At 71.7% G+C, this 18587-nt stretch carries 20 protein-coding genes; 6 read left to right on the forward strand and 14 right to left on the reverse strand.

Annotated features, from left to right (window positions below):
- The 7 genes from M0P34_RS04775 to M0P34_RS04805 all read right to left on the reverse strand — a co-directional run.
- Positions 1-597: hypothetical protein (locus M0P34_RS04775; protein ID WP_291496918.1), on the reverse strand; the 597-nt coding region annotated here is incomplete at its 3' end.
- 36 nt (positions 598-633) lie between these two features.
- The gene (gene truA, locus M0P34_RS04780; RefSeq protein WP_291496919.1) at positions 634-1395 is read right to left on the reverse strand and encodes a tRNA pseudouridine(38-40) synthase TruA; all 762 of its coding nucleotides are present in this window, start codon (positions 1393-1395) and stop codon (positions 634-636) included.
- A gap of 13 nt (positions 1396-1408) precedes the next feature.
- The gene (locus tag M0P34_RS04785) at positions 1409-2011 is read right to left on the reverse strand and encodes a hypothetical protein (protein ID WP_291496921.1); all 603 of its coding nucleotides are present in this window, start codon (positions 2009-2011) and stop codon (positions 1409-1411) included.
- Positions 1998-2441: a flagellar export protein FliJ gene (fliJ, locus tag M0P34_RS04790; protein ID WP_291496923.1), complete on the reverse strand. Its 444-nt coding sequence runs from the start codon at positions 2439-2441 to the stop codon at positions 1998-2000. Before fliJ ends, M0P34_RS04785 begins: the two co-directional genes overlap by 14 nt.
- A gap of 87 nt (positions 2442-2528) precedes the next feature.
- Positions 2529-2927: a DUF2721 domain-containing protein gene (locus M0P34_RS04795; RefSeq protein ID WP_291496925.1), complete on the reverse strand. Its 399-nt coding sequence runs from the start codon at positions 2925-2927 to the stop codon at positions 2529-2531.
- 71 nt (positions 2928-2998) lie between these two features.
- Entirely contained in the window at positions 2999-4345 is a 1347-nt protein-coding gene (locus M0P34_RS04800) for a glutamine synthetase family protein (RefSeq protein WP_291496927.1), read from the reverse strand.
- Between the two features lie 407 nt (positions 4346-4752).
- Entirely contained in the window at positions 4753-5973 is a 1221-nt protein-coding gene (locus tag M0P34_RS04805) for a methyltransferase domain-containing protein (protein WP_291496928.1), read from the reverse strand.
- Between the two features lie 286 nt (positions 5974-6259).
- Here M0P34_RS04805 and purD point away from each other — a divergent pair, with 286 nt between their 5' ends.
- Both purD and purE read left to right on the forward strand, forming a co-directional pair.
- Complete coding sequence (gene purD / locus M0P34_RS04810; protein ID WP_291496930.1) at positions 6260-7534, forward strand: phosphoribosylamine--glycine ligase; 1275 nt, start codon at positions 6260-6262, stop codon at positions 7532-7534.
- 180 nt (positions 7535-7714) lie between these two features.
- Positions 7715-8209 carry a 5-(carboxyamino)imidazole ribonucleotide mutase gene (gene purE, locus M0P34_RS04815; protein ID WP_291496932.1) on the forward strand — a complete coding sequence of 165 codons (495 nt, stop codon included), beginning with the start codon at positions 7715-7717 and terminating at the stop codon, positions 8207-8209.
- A gap of 112 nt (positions 8210-8321) precedes the next feature.
- Here the strand turns inward: purE and M0P34_RS04820 are convergent, their stop codons facing one another.
- The gene (locus M0P34_RS04820) at positions 8322-8663 is read right to left on the reverse strand and encodes a NifB/NifX family molybdenum-iron cluster-binding protein (RefSeq protein ID WP_291496934.1); all 342 of its coding nucleotides are present in this window, start codon (positions 8661-8663) and stop codon (positions 8322-8324) included.
- Positions 8664-8844: 181 nt separating this feature from the next.
- Positions 8845-10140, reverse strand: a complete 1296-nt coding sequence (locus M0P34_RS04825) for a phenylacetate--CoA ligase (protein ID WP_291496936.1) — start codon at positions 10138-10140, stop codon at positions 8845-8847.
- Between the two features lie 135 nt (positions 10141-10275).
- Between M0P34_RS04825 and M0P34_RS04830 the strand changes: the two genes are divergently transcribed.
- Together M0P34_RS04830 and M0P34_RS04835 are read left to right on the forward strand one after the other, a co-directional pair.
- Complete coding sequence (locus M0P34_RS04830; RefSeq protein WP_291496938.1) at positions 10276-11070, forward strand: A24 family peptidase; 795 nt, start codon at positions 10276-10278, stop codon at positions 11068-11070.
- A gap of 32 nt (positions 11071-11102) precedes the next feature.
- Complete coding sequence (locus M0P34_RS04835) at positions 11103-11876, forward strand: septal ring lytic transglycosylase RlpA family protein (protein WP_291496940.1); 774 nt, start codon at positions 11103-11105, stop codon at positions 11874-11876.
- Here the strand turns inward: M0P34_RS04835 and M0P34_RS04840 are convergent.
- The gene (locus M0P34_RS04840; protein WP_291496942.1) at positions 11863-12153 is read right to left on the reverse strand and encodes an integration host factor subunit alpha; all 291 of its coding nucleotides are present in this window, start codon (positions 12151-12153) and stop codon (positions 11863-11865) included. The genes M0P34_RS04835 and M0P34_RS04840 overlap by 14 nt on opposite strands.
- Before the next feature lie 209 nt (positions 12154-12362).
- Here M0P34_RS04840 and M0P34_RS04845 point away from each other — a divergent pair, with 209 nt between their 5' ends.
- Positions 12363-13445 carry a radical SAM protein gene (locus tag M0P34_RS04845; protein WP_291496944.1) on the forward strand — a complete coding sequence of 361 codons (1083 nt, stop codon included), beginning with the start codon at positions 12363-12365 and terminating at the stop codon, positions 13443-13445.
- Between the two features lie 234 nt (positions 13446-13679).
- Here M0P34_RS04845 and rsgA read toward each other — a convergent pair whose 3' ends face one another.
- From rsgA to M0P34_RS04860, 3 genes are all read right to left on the reverse strand, one after another.
- On the reverse strand, positions 13680-14783 hold the full coding sequence (gene rsgA, locus M0P34_RS04850; RefSeq protein ID WP_291496946.1) for a ribosome small subunit-dependent GTPase A: 1104 nt from the start codon (positions 14781-14783) through the stop codon (positions 13680-13682).
- Entirely contained in the window at positions 14780-15502 is a 723-nt protein-coding gene (locus M0P34_RS04855) for a methyltransferase domain-containing protein (protein ID WP_291496948.1), read from the reverse strand. The genes rsgA and M0P34_RS04855 overlap by 4 nt, the downstream gene beginning before the upstream one ends.
- A 116-nt stretch (positions 15503-15618) precedes the next feature.
- Complete coding sequence (locus tag M0P34_RS04860) at positions 15619-15894, reverse strand: CD3324 family protein (protein WP_291496950.1); 276 nt, start codon at positions 15892-15894, stop codon at positions 15619-15621.
- 305 nt (positions 15895-16199) lie between these two features.
- Between M0P34_RS04860 and zupT the strand changes: the two genes are divergently transcribed.
- Complete coding sequence (gene zupT, locus M0P34_RS04865; protein ID WP_291496952.1) at positions 16200-17030, forward strand: zinc transporter ZupT; 831 nt, start codon at positions 16200-16202, stop codon at positions 17028-17030.
- 85 nt (positions 17031-17115) lie between these two features.
- Here zupT and M0P34_RS04870 read toward each other — a convergent pair whose 3' ends face one another.
- Complete coding sequence (locus tag M0P34_RS04870) at positions 17116-18435, reverse strand: histone deacetylase (protein ID WP_291496954.1); 1320 nt, start codon at positions 18433-18435, stop codon at positions 17116-17118.
- Positions 18436-18587: the final 152 nt, after the last annotated feature.

The raw sequence follows: 18587 nt of genomic DNA on the forward strand, positions 1-18587 counted from the left end.
GTTGACCAGCCGCGTCTCCAGCCCCGGGGCGCGGATGGCCCCGGCCTCGGCCTCAAGGGCCGGGGCCAGGCCGTCCTGCTCCCCGCCCAGCAGGGCGTCCACGGCCCCGGGGTCGCGGTCCAGGGCCCGCAGGAAGGCCGGGCGGTCCAGGGTCCAGGGGCCGTCGGAGCCCTGGCGGGCGATGCCCAGGTTCTCCAGCTCCGCCGCCCGGGCGTCCAAGGGCCCGGCCGCCCGGGCCGCCAGCCCGGACTCCAGCAGGTCCGCATGGTCGCCCAGGAAGGATTCCAGCTCATTGGCCGCGTCCAGCAGGGTGCGCACCCCGGCGGCGCGCTCCAGGCCGCCGCTGCCCGCTGCCCCGGCCCCGGCCCCGGAACGCACCGCCCGGGCCGCGTCCTCCAGGGCCGTCAGACGCAGGTCCAGCCCCGAGCGGACCAGGGAGCCCAGGCGGTTCAGCCGGGAACGGCGCTCGGCGCCCTGGTAGCGCCACAGGGTCCGCGAGCGGAAGGCGTCGAACTCCAGGGCCAGGGCCGTCCGTTCCAGCCCCTCCAGGGCGCTCCACGCGCCGTCCGCCAGTCCGTTGATCGCGATGTCGGTCATGTCCGCCACGCCGTCCTTGCGCCAAGGGCGCCTCGCTCAGGGCCAGGGCGGGTCGTAGTGTACGCGGGTCAGGCACAGGCCCCGGGCCGGGGCCGTGGCAAAGGCCACGGCGCGCTCGCGCCCGGCGATGATGGCCTCCACGTCGTCGGGGCGAAAGCGCCCCTGGCCCACGGCCACCAGCAACCCGACCATGTTGCGCACCATCTGCTTCAGGAACCCGTCGGCGCAAAAGCGCCAGTCCGTTTCCCCCGGGAAGACCCCCGGCCCGCGAACCACGGCGGCCACGGTGCGCACGGTGCTGCGCACGGGCGTCCCCGCGTTCTGGAAGCACCGGAAGTCGCGGGTCCCGGTCATGTGCAGCGCGGCGGCGTCCATGGCCGCCTCGTCCAGCGGCCCCGTGGCCCACGCGAAGTTCCGCCTCTGTGGAATATGGTATCGGCCTTCGGGCCATAAACTGTAGGTATAGGTCTTGCCCAGGGCGCTGAGGCGGGCGTGGAAGTCCTCGTCCACCGTCTCGGCGGCCAGGACGGATACGTCCGCGGGCAGGCGGGCGCCCAGGGCCCGCACCCAGGGCACCTCCGCCCGGGACGCGGGCACGTCGCAATGGGCCACCTGGCCCAGGGCGTGGACCCCCGAATCCGTGCGCCCGGCGCCATGCACGCGCACGGGCCGGGCGCAGATCTCGCCCAGGGCCCGCTCCAGGGCCTGCTGCACCGTGCGCTGGGAGCTGCCCCGCTGGAGCTGCCAGCCGCAAAAATCCGTGCCGTCGTAGGCCAGGGTCAGCTTGAGCCGTGGCACCGCGCCCCCCGGGCTATTGGAAGGGAATCTGCAACCGCGTGAGCTGCTCGGCCAGCCGCGCGGCCTTTTCGGCGTTGACGAAGGTCAGGATCTCACCGGCCTGGCGCCCGCGCATCCCGGACAGGATCTTGACGGCCTGGGCCTCGTCCATGGTTTCCAGCACCGAGGCGGCCTGTTTGGCCTTCATGTTCGAAAACACGTCCACAAGGTGGCGGTCCTTCTTGTCCTTGACGGCCTGGGCCTCGTCGAGCATCTGCTGCAACTGGGCCCGGCGTTCCTCCAGGGCGGCCATGTCCTGGGCGATCTTCTGTTCCAGGGCCTTGAGCTCGCGCTCGCGGCGGTCCAGCTCCTCCTGGCGGCGGGTCAGGGCCTGGCGGTCGGGGCTCTCGGCGGGGGCCGCGGCCTCCTGGGCCGAATCGGGGGCGGCCTGCGCCGGGCTCTGCGCCGGAGCCGGATCGGCGGCCGGGGGCTGGGCCTGCGCCTGGGCCTGGGCCACGGCGACCACGGGCGCCCCGCCCTTGGCGGGGGCCATGATCTGCAGGCCCACCACGGCCAGCAGCGCCAGCTTGACCAGCGCCAGGACCATGAGCGCCTTGAGCGGCCTACACGGCCTCATGACCGTAACGAAGCGTCGCCATTTCATCGCTTTCCCTCTGTTCCTTCTGGTTCTCGCGGGCGTGGAAGTCCCGCTCCTTGCCCGCGCGCAGCCGCTCCAGGAGCTTCCTGTCCCGGGCGCGGGCCACCAGTTCCTGGCGGGCCTGGGTCAGCTCGCGGCCGCGCTGCATGAGCGTGCGCTCGGCCAGGGCCAGGTCCTCCTCCAGGCGCACCCTGTAGCGCCGCCACAGCCACAGGTCGTTCTCCGTCACCTGGGCGCCGCCATACAACGAGGCCATATGCCGATCCAGGGCATGGCGCAAGCCGTCCGCCTCGGCCTGCTGGGCGCGGTGCGCGGCCAGGGCCCGGGCCACGAGCATCCGGGCCTGGTCCTCCTGCTGGCGGCGGTAGTCGAGCACCCGCTCCAGCGAAAATCGAAAGCCTTTGGCCATGCGTCTCTCCGGGGCCGCGCCAAGTTTCCGGCACGGGCGACAGCCCGCCCCGCAGGCACAGCAAGAACCGGGCCGGGACAGGCCGGGCTAGGCGCGGCGCTCCATGTCCGCGAGCAGGATGTTCATGGCGTTGACCGAGATGGCGATCTCGCGCAGGGACTGGGCCAGGGAAATCATGAGCAGGATCATGCTCAGCCCGAAGAGCGCGTGGCCGACGGCGGTCCAGCCGCCGAACAAGGTGAACATGCACAGCACGCAGGTGAACAGGCTGAACACGCCGAAGCCCTGCATGCTGCGGATGAGGTAGAGCCGGGTGCGCAGGGCGTCGATCTGGCGCAGCTGGGAGTCGCCGCCCTCGGAGCAGTAGCGGTCGTGCAGCTCGCGGATGCGCGAGGTGATGACCAGGAAGCGGTTGGTATAGGCCAGCAGCAGCAGCGAGATGGCCGGGAACAGCAGGGCGGGGGTGGTCACGGTGATGTCCAGCACGGGGGCTCCTGTGCGGCGTGGGGCGCGCCCCCCGGCGAGGGCCGGAGCCTCGCCGGGGGGCCGCGCGGCGGCTAGAGGATGGGCAGGTATTTCCTGATCTCGAACTCCGAGACGTGGGTCCGGTAGGCGTCCCACTCCTTGAGCTTGTTTTCCACCAGGTTGGCGTGGACGTGCTCGCCCAGGCATTCCTTCATCAGTTCCGACCCCTTGAGGGCCATAGCCGCCTCGTACAGCGAGCCGGGCAGGGCGTCGATGCCGTGGGTGTCGAAATCCTTCTCGGTGAAGGCGAAGATGTTCTGCTCCACGGCGGGGGACAGCTCGTAGCCCTCCTCGATGCCCTTGAGCCCGGCGGCCAGGGTCACGGCGAAGCACAGGTAGGGGTTGGCCGCCGGATCGGGGCAGCGCAGCTCGATGCGCGTGGCGGCCTCCTTGCCGGGCTTGTACATGGGCACGCGGATCAGCGCCGAGCGGTTGCGCTGGGCCCAGGCGATGTACACCGGGGCCTCGTAGCCGGGCACCAGGCGCTTGTAGGAGTTGACCCACTGGTTGGTGACGCAGACGAACTCCTTGGCGTGGCGCAGCAGCCCGGCGATGTACGACTTGCATTCCGCCGAGAGGCTGTGCGGGTCCTTGGGGTCGAAAAAAGCGTTGCGCCCGTTCTTGAACAACGACTGGTGAACGTGCATGCCCGAGCCGTTCTCGCCGAAGATGGGCTTGGGCATGAAGGATGCGTAGACCCCGTGCTTGCGGGCGATTTCCTTGACCACCACCTTGTAGGTGGTGGCGATGTCGGCCATGGCCAGGCCCTCGGCGTAGCGCAGGTCGATCTCGTGCTGCGAGGGAGCCACCTCGTGGTGGGAGTACTCCACCTGGATGCCCATGCGCTCCAAGGCGAAAATGATGTCGCGGCGGATGGCGTTGCCCAGGTCCAGGGGCGGGGCGTCGAAGTAGCCGCCCGCGTCCAGGGTCTGGGGGCTCTGGGAGTTGGCGAACAGGAAGAACTCCAGCTCCGGGCCGACATAGTAGGTGTAGCCCTTCTCCGCCGCCCGGGCGAGCATGCGCTTGAAGACATGGCGCGAGTCGCCCTCGTAGGGCGTGAGGTCGGGGTTCTTCACGTCGCAGAACATGCGCGCCACGGGCCGCTCCGAGGGCCGCCACGACACGAGCTGGAAGGTCGTCGGGTCGGGGATGGCCACCATGTCCGACTCCTCGATGCGCGTGAAGCCGAGGATGGAGGAGCCGTCGAAGCCCATGCCTTCCTCAAAGGACGCCTCGAGTTCGCTGGGCGTGACCTGGAAGGATTTGAGGGTTCCCAGGATGTCGATGAACCAGAACTGGATGAAGCTGACGTTGTGGTCGCGGACGGCCTTGAGCACGTCGTCGGCGTTCTTGCAATTGAAGACGGGCGCTGCTTCCATGATCCTTCTTCCTCCGTGCTGATGTGTGGACAAGGATGTCATCCGGCGCGGGGGCGCGCCAGGGCACCTTCAAGAGCGGTGCCGACCGGGCGATCCCCCGGCGCGGCGGCTGGTTGCCGCCCCGGAGGGCGGCCCGGCGGCGGGCGGATTCGACAACCGTGTGCCCCGGCGGCCGCCCCTGCGCAGGGGGTTTGACAAAAACGTCATGCCGGACCGGGCGCGGGGGTTTCGGCCCCCACCGTGCCGACCCTACCCCTGCGGCGAGCCCGCTGTAAAGCGCCTGCGGAGCCCCGTGCCACGGGCCCTGCCGCGCCCCGGGGGCCGCCCGCGCGCCCCCGGGGAGGCCGAGCGCGCACAAGCCCGCACGCCACGGGTGCAACCGGCCCGGGCGGGCCGCGCCCCCGGGCCTACGGCCGCGTCCCGGTGACGACGAACAGCGGGTCGGACTCCAGCACCTGGGCGATGTGCGGGTCGTCCTGCGGGCGCGGCCAGTTGCGGAAGGACACCGTGCGGCAGCGCCCGAAGCCCGCCGCCCGCATGTGCTCCAGCACCAGCCCCATGCGCTCGAAGTCGTGCAGCTCGGCCCACAGGGCCGTGACCTTTTCGGGAAACCAGCGGTTGGAGAACGACACCGCCAGCGTGCCGCCGGGCCGCAGCACGCGCAGCGCCCCGGCCAGCACCGCCCCCGGGGCCGTCAGGTACTCGAAGGACAGGCTGCACAGCACCAGGTCGAAGCTCGCGTCCTCCAGGGGCAGGCGCGGGTCCGCGTTCAGGTCGTGCTCCACGCGCCGGTCGAGGCGCGCGTTGGCCTCCAGGTCCGCCCGGCCCAGGCCGAGCCCCGTGACCCGCGCGTCCGTCTCCGGCGGCAGGTGGGTCATGGCCCCGGTCATGAGGTCCAGCACCCGGCAGCCGGGGGCGGCCAGGCCCGCATGCACGCGCTCCAGGTGCCCGCGCGCCGTGGCGTCGATATGCGCCACCGGCCGCGCCACGGCGTAGAACGCCGCGTCGTCGCCCGCGTCCGCCCGCTCCAGGGCGTAGGGCGGGGCGAAGTCCGTGGGCACGCCCGCAGCCCGGGCCTGCATGCCCGGCCCGTCCTGGCAGATGTCCTCCACCCAGTCGGGCAGCCGCCCGCGCACGGCCCCCGCGCGCGGATAGACCCGCTCCACCCGCGCCGCGACCTCGAGCTGCGCCGCGGCCAGCGGGTGGTTGAAGTCCACGGTCAGGGTCGAGCCCCCGGCTTCGAGCACGCGGAAGGCCGGGCGCACGTCGGCGGTGCGCACGCCCGGATGGGCCGACAGCAGCGCGTAGGGGTAGAAGCGCCCCGCGTACGGCTCCACCAGCCGCCCGCGCAGGCGCAGGCCCTTGAACAGGTCGCGCGGGATGGCCGCCACCTTGCGCGGGCGCGGCCCCGGCACGAGCTTGCCCGGGGGGAAGACCTCGCTCCAGCGCGTCCCGGCGCCGGCGTCGCACAGGGCCCGCACCAGCCCCGGGGGCAGGATGTCGCGCCGGGGCGCGACCTTGCGCGCCAGGTAGTGTTCCTCATGGTCGGCCTCGGCGCTGGTCCAGCGCACGGTGAACCATATCTCGGCCAGGTGGGCCGGGGTCAGCACGGGGGCGGTCTCGGTCATTGTCCTTCCTCCTTGCGGCGGGCGGCGGGGGCCCGCGTTTTTCGTGGGCACCATAGCCGCCACCGGCCCGGGGACACAAGGCCCGCAGGGTTTGCCAACCGCCCGGCTATGGGATAGATTGCGCGCCATCGACTCCCTGCGCGGCTTTCCCCTCCGCCCCCACCCGGCTCCGGCCGGACCCCGGGGCCGCCGCGCCCGTCCCCGGCCCCCGGCCGCCCTGCGCGGGGCCCGGGCCCCACGACCCGACGCACCACCCCCCGGCCCCGGCCGGAACAAGGAGGACTCCTTGAGAATTCTCATCGTTGGCTCCGGCGGCCGCGAGCACGCCCTGGCCTGGAAGCTGGCCCAGAGCCCGCTGGTCACCCGGCTCTTCGTGGCCCCCGGCAACGGCGGCACCGCCCGCGTGGCCGAGAACGTGGACATCGGCGACGCCGACCTGCCCGGGCTGGTGGCCTTCGCCCTGCGCAAGAAGATCGACCTCGTGGTCGCCGGGCCGGAGCTGCCCCTGGTCCTGGGCCTGGCCGACACCCTGGCCCAGGAGGGCATTCCCTGCTTCGGCCCCTGCGCCTTCGCCGCCCAGCTCGAAGGCTCCAAGGCCTTCGCCAAGACCGTCATGCGCGCCTCGGGCGTGCCCACCGCCGATTTCATGGTCTTCGACGACTACGACCAGGCCCGGGCCCACATCCTCGAACGGCCCATGCCCTGCGTCGTCAAGGCCGACGGCCTGGCCGCGGGCAAGGGCGTCGTGGTCTGCAAGACCCGCGAGCAGGCCCTGGAGGCCCTGGACGAGATGATGGTCCGCGAGGTCTTCGGCGCCGCGGGCGAGCGCGTGGTCGTGGAGGACGCCCTCTGCGGCGAGGAGGCCTCCTTCCTGGCCTTTTGCGACGGCACGTCCTTCGCCCTCATGCCCTCCTCCCAGGACCACAAGGCCGTCTTCGACGGCGACCAGGGCCCCAACACCGGCGGCATGGGCGCCTACAGCCCGGCCCCGGTCCTGCCCGAGGCCGACTGGCCCGCCATGGCCGAGCTGGTCATCCGGCCCATCCTCGACCACCTCGCCGCCTCCGGGCACCCCTTCACGGGCATCCTCTACGCCGGGCTGATGTTCACCCCCGACGGGCCGCGCGTCCTGGAATACAACGTGCGCTTCGGCGACCCCGAATGCCAGCCCCTGCTCATGCGCCTGGACGGCGACCTGCTGGAGATCATGCTCGCCTGCACCCGGGGTACCCTGGAGCGGACCCCCGTGCGCTGGAAGCCCCAAAGCGCCCTGTGCGTGGTCATGGCCGCCGGGGGCTACCCCAAGAGCTACCCCAAGGGCATGGAAATCACCGGCATCGAGGCCGCCGAGGCCCGGACGGGGGTCACCGTCTTCCAGGCCGGGACCAGCGCCCGGGACGGGCGCACCCTGTGCTCCGGCGGGCGCGTGCTCGGCGTCACGGCCCTGGGCGACACCCTGGCCCAGGCCCGGGACGCGGCCTACCGGGGTGTGGAGCTGATCCATTTCGACCCCTGCCACTACCGCCGCGACATCGGCAGCAAGGGCCTGGGGCGCAAGTAGGCAACTGGCGGACGGGGGCGGAAAAGGGCGCTGACCCGAAAAGGGAGCCCCCACCCGCCCCCGGCGCCCCGCCCGCCTCCGGACGGGGTCGCCCCCCGGGGAGCGGGGCCCGGTGCCGGGGACCAAAACGCCCCCCGGGGCGCCTTGGCGTAAAACATCATGGCCTTTAAGGAGAACAACATGACCCGTGTCGCCATCTTCATGGGCAGCATTTCCGACGAACCCATGATCCGGCCCTGCGCCGACGTGCTGGACAGCCTGGGCATCGACTACGAGTTCACCGTCACCAGCGCCCACCGGACCCCCGAACGCACCGCGGCCCTGGTGGCCCGGCTGGAGGCCGGGGGCTGCCAGGTCTTCATCTGCGCGGCGGGCATGGCCGCCCACCTGGCCGGGGCCGTGGCCGCCAAGACCGTGCGCCCCGTGCTGGGCATCCCGGTCACCGCCTCGGCCCTGGGCGGCATGGATGCCCTGCTGGCCACCGTGATGATGCCTCCGGGCTTCCCCGTGGGCACCGTGGCCCTGGACAAGGCCGGGGCGCGCAACGCCGCCTGGCTCGCCGCCCAGATCCTCGCCCTGGCGGACAAGGAGCTCGAAGCCAGGCTGCGCGCCGCCCGCGAGGAGTTCAAGGCTTCGGTGGACAAGGCGGCCGAGGAGCTGGCGGCCAGGAAATAGGGCCGAAGGACCGGGCGGCGCCCCCGCAGCCCCCGCGGGAAAACTACAGGAAGGCCTCCGGGCGCGCGAGCGCGCCCGGAGGCCTTCCTGCCTGCCAGCCCGGAAACCGGGCTCACGCGCCGGGCAGCTCGCGCTCCACGGCCAGGAAGCGGGCCACCGCATCCCGGGCCGGGCCCTCGTGGGGGCAGCTCACGCTGACCCCCGCCCCGCGCAGGGCCAGGGCCGCCTTGGGCCCCACGTTGCCGCCCAGCACCGCCCGCGCCCCGGCGTCGATGAGCATCCGGGCCACGCTCTGGCCGCTGCCCTGCTCCAGGTCGCGGTGCGGGTTGGGCTGCGCGCGCACGAAGTCCCCGCGCGCGTCGAAGAACAGGAAATAATCCGCCCGGCCGATGACCGGCTCCACGGGACTTTCCGGCCGCGCGCCAGCGGCGGCCACGGCGATCAACTCCGGCATGTTTCCTCCCCGCCGCCCGGCCCGGACGGCGACGCCAACCCCGGCCGGGCCGGCAGGAGCTGGGTAGACGCCGCGCCCCGGGCCCGCCAGCCCGGGCGCGAGATCACGGCCCACCTGGGCCACGCATAGCCCAGAAGCGCGCCCAAGGCCAGCCCCCGGAACGCGGCGCGCCCGACAGGCCCTAGCTGTCGTCGCGCTCGTCGATGACGCGCCGGGTCTTGCCGAAGGAGCGCGGCAGGGAGCCGAAATCCACGATCTCGACGCTGGCCCGGGCCATGAGCTGGTGGTGCAGGGCCTGGGCCACGGCCCCGGCCAGGCCCGCGTCGTCCCCGCCCTGGGCGCCCCGCCCGCGTTCGACCCGGATGCGCATGGAGTCGCGGCCGCCCGTGCGCGTCAGCAGGATCTGATACTCGCTGCCCGCCTCGGGGAACTTCTCCAGCACGGCGGCGATCTGGCCGGGGTAGATGTTCACGCCGCGGAAGATGATCATGTCGTCGGAGCGGCCCAGGATCTTGTCGTGGCGCGGCATGGTCGCGCCGCAGGGGCACTGCCCGGGCAGGAGGCGCGTCAGATCGTGGGTGCGGTAGCGGATGAGCGGCGCGCCCTCCTTGCACAGGGTGGTCACCACCATCTCCCCGGTCTGCCCGGGGGCCACGGGTTGCAGGGTCGCCGGGTCGAGGATCTCCAGGATGTAGATGTCCGCCCAGTAGTGGATGCCCTGGTGGGCCGCGCATTCCAGCCCGGCGCCCGGGCCGTACAGCTCGGTCATGCCCGAGATGTCGAAGCTGTGCTCAAGGCCCAACAGGGACTCGAAGCGCGCGCGCATCTTGGGCGTGTGCGCCTCGGAGCCGAAGATGCACTTCTTGAGCCCGATCTTGCCGCGCAGGCCGTGCTTTTCCACCTCCTCGCCCAGGAGCAGGGCCATGGAGGCCGTGGAGCACAGGCAGGTGGCGTCCATGTCGGTGAGCAGCTGCATCTGGATCTCCAGGTTGCCCGGCCCCACGGGCAGGGCCGTGGCCCCGAAATGCTCGCAGCCGATCTGGAAGCCCGCCCCGGCGGTCCACAGCCCGTAGCCCACGGCGATCTGCACCCGGTCGCGCCGGGTCAGCCCGGCCATCTCGAAGCAGCGGGCCATCATGGTCTTCCAGGTGTCCACGTCGCCCTGGGTGTAGACCATGACCTTGCGCTTGCCCGTGGTGCCGCTGGAGGCGTGGATGCGCACCAGCTCCTCCTCGGGCACGCAGCGCAGGGGCATGGGATAGCCCGCGCGCAGGTCGTCCGCGTCGGTGAAGGGCAGCCGGAGCAGATCGTCCAGGGAACGCACATCCCCCGGGGCCAGCCCCGCGGCGTCGAACTTGGCGCGGTAGGCCGGGCTGTTGGCGTGGGCGTGGGCCACGGTCCACTTCAGGCCCTCGAGCTGGATGTCGCGGAACTGCTCCTCGGACAGACGGGGGATGAAGCGATGGTCGCGCTGCATGGGGCGGTCTCCTGGGCTGCGGGCCGGACGGGTCCGGCTTGTGGCCGGGCGCGAAATCCAGTACCCACTTGGGTTGGCGAAGCGGGAAAGACCATGCCCGAAAACCCGGGCGCATTCAACAGCAAGGCGGCGCGCATGGACGAGACCCTTGTCTTCCGCATCCTGGCCACGGTGCTCGGCCTCGTGCTCGGCAGCTTCTACAACGTGTGCATCCACCGCGGGCTCACCGGCGAATCCATCGCCAACCCGCCGCGCTCCAAATGCCCGAAGTGCGGGCACTTCCTGGCCTGGTGGGAGAACGTTCCCCTGCTGTCCTGGCTGGCCCTGCGCGGGCGCTGCCGCAGCTGCCGCCAGCCCATCTCGGCGCGCTACCCGCTGGTGGAGGCCCTGTCGGGGGCCGTGGCCCTGGCCCTGGCCGTGAAGTTCGGCCCGGGCATGAAGTTCGCCGTGTACCTGGCCTTCTCCGGGCTGCTCACCGTGCTGGCCTTCATCGACCTGGCCAGCTTCATGCTGCCCCTGTGGCCGATGATCATCGGCGCGGCCCTGGCCGCGGCCTGCGCGCCGCTGTTTCTGGACATCGCGCTCATGGACGCGCTGCTGGCGGCGGGTCTGGGCGCCGGGACCTTCTGGCTGGTGCGCTGGGCCTACCGCAGGCTGCGCGGCTTCGAGGGCCTGGGCGAGGGCGATGTCTGGCTCATGCTGCTGCTTGGCCCGCTCACGGGCGTGCGCCACCTGCCCTTCCTGATCCTGGCCAGCGGCCTGCTGCTCATCGCCTTCAACCTGCCCATGCTCCTGCGGACCAGGGGGGACGACGAGGCCCACCCCATGCGCACGCCCATCCCCTACGGGCCCTTCCTCTGCCTCGCGGCCGTGCTGGCCGTCCTTGTGGGCGACGAGGTGCTGGGCTGGTACCTGGGCGTGATGCGCTGACCCGCGCGACAAGACCTTCGGAGGACCACACCATGAGGCATCCGGCCCTGCTGGCCCTGGCGCTGACCGCCGTCCTGCTCCTTGGCGCCTGCGGCAAGAGGCACATCCCCGCCGGCCCCGACACGGGGGCCCGCCCCGCGCCCGCCCTGCCGCCCGGCCCGGCGGGCCCCGCGCCCAAGGGCACCTTCAAGCCCTACACCATCGCCGGGAAGACCTACTATCCCCTGTCTTCCGCCCAGGGCTACCGCGAAACGGGCCTGGCCTCCTGGTACGGCCCGACCTTCCACGGCAAGAAGACCGCCAACGGCGAGATCTACGACATGCACGCCATGACCGCGGCGCACAAGATCCTGCCCATGAACACCTATGTGCGCGTCACCCGGCCGGACAACGGCCGCCAGGTGACCCTGCGCATCAACGACCGGGGGCCCTTCGTGGGCGACCGCATCGTGGACCTCTCGCGCGCCGGGGCCGAGCAGCTGGACATGCTCGGCCCGGGCACGGCGAAGGTCTTTCTCGAAGTGGTGGGTGTGGCCGGCCAGACGGGGCCGAGCCTGGCCCAGGCCCTGGAGGCCGAGGTCTTCTATGTGCAGGTGGGGTCGTTCCGGGTGCGCGAAAACGCCGACCGGCTGCTCAGGCAGTTGCGGGCGGCGGGCTACCCTCACAGCAGGGTGCAGCAGGCCGACATCTCCGGGGCCACATACTGGCGCGTCCAGGCGGGCGCGTTCCAGGGCGTGACCCGAGCCCGGCAGGCCCATGCCGAGCTGGCCCGGCGCTTCGGATCGAGCTTCCTTATTGCGGATTGAGCTCGGCCCGGAACTTGCGCGACAGCCTGAAGACCACGACCTTGCGCGGGGGCAGGGTGATGGCCTGGTTGGTCTGCGGGTTGCGGCCCTTGCGGGCGCGCTTGTCGTAGGCCTCGAACTTGCCGAACCCGCTGACGAGCAGAGCATGGTCCTTCTTGACGGACTGCTTCATGATCTCCAGCAGGGACTCGACCTGGGCCTTGACCTCGGCCCGGTTGCGGTCGGACTTCTCGTAGATGCTGTCGACAATGTCGGCCTTGGTGAGCGTCTTGCCCATGATGGACCTCCTGATGCGTTGCCCGGTACCCGGGGGCCGGTCCCCGTCCGGCATCCGCCTTTCCCGGCGGCAGACACGCGCCGCCAAAGGGCCCGCAGCCAGCCGCGTTCCGGGCGGCACCACCGGCCCGCACACCCTGTGCGGACCGGCTGGCGGGCCGTGTCCTTGAATTATTATCTAACGTTTCCTTTTTTATCAAGGAATTAAAAATGAACGCGCCTTTTCGCGCAATCCGCCCCCCCGGAGAGGCCGCAAGCCCCGTCCCGCCTGGGGCAACGGCCTTTTTCCATCCCGAGCCACCCCGGCGCAGGGCGCGTATCCTTCCGGTCTTCCTGCCCTTCCTCGGCTGCCCGGGCCGCTGCGTCTACTGCGCCCAGCCCGCCGCCACGGGCACGGCCCCCGCGTCCCTGGCCGAACACCTGCACGCCCTGGAGGCCACCCTGGACCAGGCCCGGCGCAGCGGCGCCCAGCCCCTGGAGCTTGGCTTCTACGGCGGCACGTTCACGGCCCTGCCCGAGCCCTGGCCCCAGCGCTTCCTGGCCGCGGCCGCGCGCCACCGCGCCTCGGGCCTGGTCACCCGCGTGCGCTGCTCCACCCGCCCCGACGCGGTCGACCCCGGGCTGCTCGCCCGCCTGGGCGGCCCCGGCCCCCAGGGGCTGGACATGATCGAACTGGGCGTGCAGACCTTCCACGGCCCGGCCCTGGAGGCCTCGGGGCGGGGCTACGGCCCCGGCGAGGCCCACGCGGCCTGCCGCGCCGTGCGCCGGGCCGGGCTGGCCCTGGGGGTGCAGCTCCTGCCCGGGCTGCCCGGCCACGATCCCGCACACCTGGAGGCCGACGTGCGCGCGGCCCTGGAGCACGAGCCCGAGGCCGTGCGCCTGTATCCCTGCGTGGTCCTGCGCGGCACGCCCCTGGCCGGGGCCCTGGCCCGGGGCGACTACGCGCCCTGGCCCCTGGAGGCCACGGTCGACGCCCTGGCCGACGCGCTGCTGGCCCTGTGGGCCCGGGGCGTTCCGGCCATCCGCACCGGCCTGGCCCCCGAGGCGGGCCTCGGCGCCCACATCCTGGCGGGCCCCTGGCACCCGGCCCTGGGCCAGCTGGCGCGCTCCCTGGCCTTGTTCCGGCACATCCACGCACGCGCCCAGGCCCTGGACAGGCCGCCGCGAACCCTCGTGGCCCCCCGGCGCTGGCGCAGCGACATCACCGGGCACCAGGGCGCCCTGCGCCCGCGCTACGCCGCCCTGGGCCTGACCCTGGCCTTCGAGGACCGGCCCGACTTCCTGCTTTTCTAGCCCCGCCGCCAGCGCAGGCCCGCCCCCCCGGGGCGCGGCCCGGGGGGCCGCAAACGCATGCAGGGGCTGCTCCGCAGGCGGACAGCCCCTGAAGATTCTGCGGGGCGGGACCGCCGCCCCAGCGCGCCCAACGGCTGATACCCGGCGAGCCCGAAGGCGGCCGGGAAAAGGCGGCGGGCCGGGCGCAGGCAGGGTTGCGGGCGAACGGACGGACCGCGCCCCGCGGGCGCGGCGCTAGCGCCCCCGGGAGCGCCCGGCCTTCTTGACGGATTTGACCAGCCGCCCGAAGGCCTTGTCGCGCCTGCGCCTGCCCAGGTCGGACAGCTCGCGGAACTCCGCCTCCCGGCGCAGCTTGAGATAGCTGGCGTAACGCTCGCGGGGCACCTCGCCCGCCTCCACCGCCGCGCGCACGGCGCAGCCCGGCTCGCCCTCGTGGCGGCAGTCGGCGTAGCGGCAGGCCCCGGCCAGGGCCGCCAGCTCGGCAAAGCCCGCGTCCAGCCCGCCTTCCGCCCCCGCCACGCCCAGCTCGCGCATTCCGGGCGTGTCCACCAGCAGGGCCCCGCCAGCCAGGGCCACGAGCTGGCGGCGGGTGGTGGTGTGGACGCCCTCGCCGCTGGCGCTCACGGCGCGCGTCGCAAACGCCTCGTGGCCCAGCAGCCCGTTGATCAGGGTCGTCTTGCCCACTCCCGAGGAACCGAGCAGGCAATACGTCCGCCCGGGGGCAAGCGCCCGGCGCAGGGCGTCCAGGCCGACCCCGGTGACGCTGCTCACGGCGAGGGCCTCGGCCCGGGCCACGGCGCGGACCCCTGCCCGGGCGGCATCCAGCTCCGCCCCGGTCGCCAGGTCCGCCTTGGTCAGCAGTACCACCGGCTCCACGCCGCCGTCCGCAGCCATGACCAGGTAGCGCTCCAGACGCGCGGGGTTGAAGTCGCGCCCGCAGGCCTGGACAATGAAGGCCGTGTCCACGTTGGCGGCGATCATCTGCTGGCCGCCCCCGCCCCCGGGGGCCCTGCGGCGCAGGGCGCTGCGCCGGGGCAGCACGGCGTGCACCAGCGCCTGCGCACCGTCGCCGTGGAAGCTGGCCGCCACCCAGTCGCCCACGCAGGGCAGGTCGTCCGGACCGTCCGCAAAGAACTCCAGCCGCCCCGACAGCCGCGCCAGGGCCTCGCCCGCGCCGTCGCGCAGCAGGCAGGCCCCCCGGTCCACCGCGCACACGCGGGCCACGCGGCAGCCCGCCGGGCACAGCCCGGCGGCGCGGGCCTCGACCCAGGGGCCGAACCCCAGGGCGGCCAGCCCCCTGGCCAGCGCCGCCGCGTCCGCCCCGGGGGCGCCGGTCATATCCGCTGCCCGCACAGCTGCACCAGGGAGAAGTACTTCCCGCCCTCGGCCTGCATCATGGGCACGTCCTGCCGGGCATAGGGATTGGGGCTCTCCAGCCAGTCGTCCCAGGCCCGGCGCAGGCAGTCCATCTCGCGGCAGGGCCCCAGGCGCAGGCCGGCGGCCCGCTCCCACAGCGCCCGCCACCAGGGCAGGGAGTGGAACTGGTCGTTCATCTCCGGCACCCAGAAGGGCCGCAGCTCCTCGGGCACCTCGCCCCCCGGGAGCTCGCGCAGGAGCCCGGGTACCGCCACGGCCACATGCCCGCCAGGGCGCACCAGGGGCAGCAGCCGCGGCAGCACGGCCTCGTCGGCCCCGAAGTAGTGGTAGGCGTCCACGGAGAAGAGCACGTCGAAATAACCCTCCGCAAAGGGCAGCTCGCGGGTGGCGTCCACCGACAGGGGCACGATGCGCTCCCCCAGGCCCAGGGCCTCGAAACGCCTGAAGTTGTCCGTGGGGGTGATCCACAGGTCGGCGGCAAACACGGTGACCCCGAACTTCCGGGCCAGCAGGATGGAGGAGATGCCCATGCCGCAGCCCAGGTCCAGGACGCGCATGCCCTCGCGCAGGGGCAGGAAGGAGGCCAGCTCCTCGGCGACGCGCATGGCGTTGGGGCCCATCATGGTCTCAAGCAGGAATGCCTTGTCGTAGCTGTCGGTAAACGGAGTCGCTATGGTCATTGTCCTTTCCTCGTTCGGGTTTGGTTCGTCCGGACATAGCGCGAATCCGCGCACGGCGCACTCCACTTCTCTTCTGGCAAAAGAAAAAGCGCCCCGGGGGGCCGGGGCGCTTCGAGTCAGCCGTCGTCGACGGCCGCGAGTATCTTGTAGACGGCCTTGGCGGACAGGCAATACTGCTCCGCCAGGGCGGCGACGGAACAACCCGCCCGCCGCCGGGCCACGATCTCGCGATTCCTGGCCAGAAGGCGCTGCCTGCTTTGCGTTGTTTCCCCCCACTGCCTTCTGTTCCCAGTCTTGCGGGGGATATACAGCACTTCGCCGTCGATATAATCCTGTATCGCGCGCAGCAGATGCCGCGGCAACACATCTTTTGCCTTTCTGTAGCCCATCATGCTCCTCCTTCTTTGTGTGCAAGGATCGAGCATGGGCCATTGCCTCATCGTCTACGCCGCCATGCAACAGCCCATGCTATGCATGACGCACGGAATCCACGAACGAGAACATCCACTACCCTCTGTTGAACGTGCTTTTCCCGTTTGTACTCTGACCTCCCCGCGTTTATCCGCCCCCCGGGGCGCTGTCAACCCGCCGCGCCGGGGCGCCGGGGCCCCGGGGCTTGCGCGCGCCCGGCCGGAGCGCTAGAAAGAACAATCGCGGCCCGCAGGCCCCGCCGCCAGCCGCAGCCCAAGGAGCACCCATGAATACAGCGACCGTCGTCTACGCCTTCGCCCTGACCCTCTTCGCCGGCCTGGCCACCGGCATCGGCGCCGCCGTGGCCTTCTTCACCCGCCAGACCAACACCAAGGTCCTCTCCGTGGCCCTGGGCTTTTCGGCCGGGGTCATGCTCTATGTGTCCTTCGTGGAAATATTCGCCAAGGCCAAGGACACCCTGACCGCCGCCCTGGGCGACGCCACAGGCACCTGGGCCACCGTGGGCGCCTTCTTCGGCGGCATGGCCCTCATCGCCCTCATCGACCGCCTTGTGCCCAACTACGAAAACCCCCACGAACTGCACTCCATCGAGGAGATGGACGCGGGACTGTGCAACCTGCCCTGCAACGAGGCCCACGACTTCACCAAGCTCAAGCGCACCGGCACCCTCGCCGCCGTGGCCATCGCCATCCACAACTTCCCCGAGGGCCTGGCCACCTTCACCGCCGCCCTGTCCGACCCCGCCCTGGGCCTGGCCATCGCCGTGGCCATCGCCATCCACAACATCCCCGAGGGCATCGCCGTGTCCGTGCCCCTGTTCTACGCCACCGGCGACCGCAAGAAATCCTTCCTGCTGGCCTTCCTCTCGGGGCTGTCCGAACCCGTGGGCGCCGCCGTGGGCTTCCTGCTGCTCATGCCCTTCTTCACGCCGACCCTCTTCGGCTGCCTCTTCGCCTCCGTGGCCGGGATCATGGTCTTCATCTCCCTGGACCAGCTCCTGCCCGCCGCCGAGGAATACGGCGAGCACCACCACTGCATCTTCGGCGCCGTGCTGGGCATGGCCGTCATGGCCCTGTCCCTGCTGCTGTTCCTCTAGCACCCACAGCCAAAAAACAGGGCCCCCCGCGCGATGCTTCGCGCGGGGGGCCCTGGCTCGCGCCCGGCGCCCGGACGCCCCGGCCCTAGAAGCCCGACTGGCGGTAAACCTTGCCCCGGCGGTCGATCAGCTGCACATAGCGATAGCCGCCCTTGAGCTGCGCCTCCTCGAACAGCCGCATCCCGCGCGCGTGGCACCGGTCGCACGCGCGCTGGGGAATCTCCACGCCCACGGACAGCGGATGCGCCGTGGACCACGACTCGATGCGCACCACCCCCGGGCAGTCGGGGCAAAGCAACACCGACTCCACCTGCGACTCGCTGATGCCGTCGGTGTCGTAATAGATGTCCTTGTGGCGCACACGGAAGCCGTCCGCCTCCTCGCCCTGCATCCGCTCGCGCGGCGGCGCGAAATACAGCCCGCGCACGTCGTCGCACAGCCGCTTGATGTAGTCCGTGACCTTGCCCGGCTGGCGCAGCCGCCCGGGGTCGAACCCCGGCTCCACCACGCCCCGGTAATCCAGCCCGGCCATGGCCAGACACAACCCGAGGTTCACATACGGCAACGCGCCCTGAATGGCATAGCCGCCCTCCAGCACCGCGATGTCCGGGTCCAGCCGCTCGCTGAGCATGGCATAACCCCGGGCCGAAAAATTCATGTTCGTGATGGGGTCCGAAAAATGATTGTCCTGCCCCGCCGAATTGATGACCAGGTCGGGCTTGAAATCCTCCAGCAACGGCAGGACCACATGGTCGACCACATGCAGAAAGCCCTCGTCGGAGGTCGACGGCGGCAGGGGCACGTTGATGGTCCGGCCATAGGCCCCCGGGCCGCCCAGCTCCAGCGGGAAACCAGTGCCCGGATACAGGGTCCGGCCGTCCTGATGCAGCGAAATGAACAGCGTGTCCGGATCGTTCCAGTAGATGTCCTGGGTTCCGTCGCCGTGGTGACAGTCCGTGTCCACGATGGCCACCCGGCGGGGACCATACGTCTCGCGGATCCACTCGATCATCACGGCCTCGATGTTCATGTTGCAAAAACCCCGGCTGCCATGCACGAACTTCATGGCATGATGCCCCGGAGGCCGCACCAGGGCGAAGGCCTTCTCCTCCTCGCGCTCCATCACCAGCCGCGCCGCCTTGATGGCGCCGCCAGCCGAAATCAAATGCGACTGCGTGGCCACGGCCGATACGTCCGGTAAACAAAAATGCACCCGCTCCACATCCTCCAGCGTGGCCACGCCCGGGCGATACTCCGTCACCCCGTCGATGTCGAACAACCCCTCCTCCAGCAACTGGTCGCGCGTGTAGAGCAACCGCTCCTCCCGCTCGGGATGCGTGGGGCTGATGGACCAGTCGAAAGCCGGAAAAAAGACTATCCCCAGACGATTCTTGGCCTCAAGCATGGCATGTCCCTCCCGCGCCGCGCGCGCCGGACACAACCCCACGCGAAACCCGACCCGATGTCAACCGCCCCGGCGGTGGACGGCCAAAGACACCCGGTGAATGGTCGCGCCGCACGCCGGGCACGGGCACGGGCGCGGGCGCGGGCGCGGCA

Source organism: Desulfocurvus sp. (assembly GCF_023230885.1).
Classification (GTDB): Bacteria; Desulfobacterota; Desulfovibrionia; order Desulfovibrionales; family Desulfovibrionaceae; genus Desulfocurvus.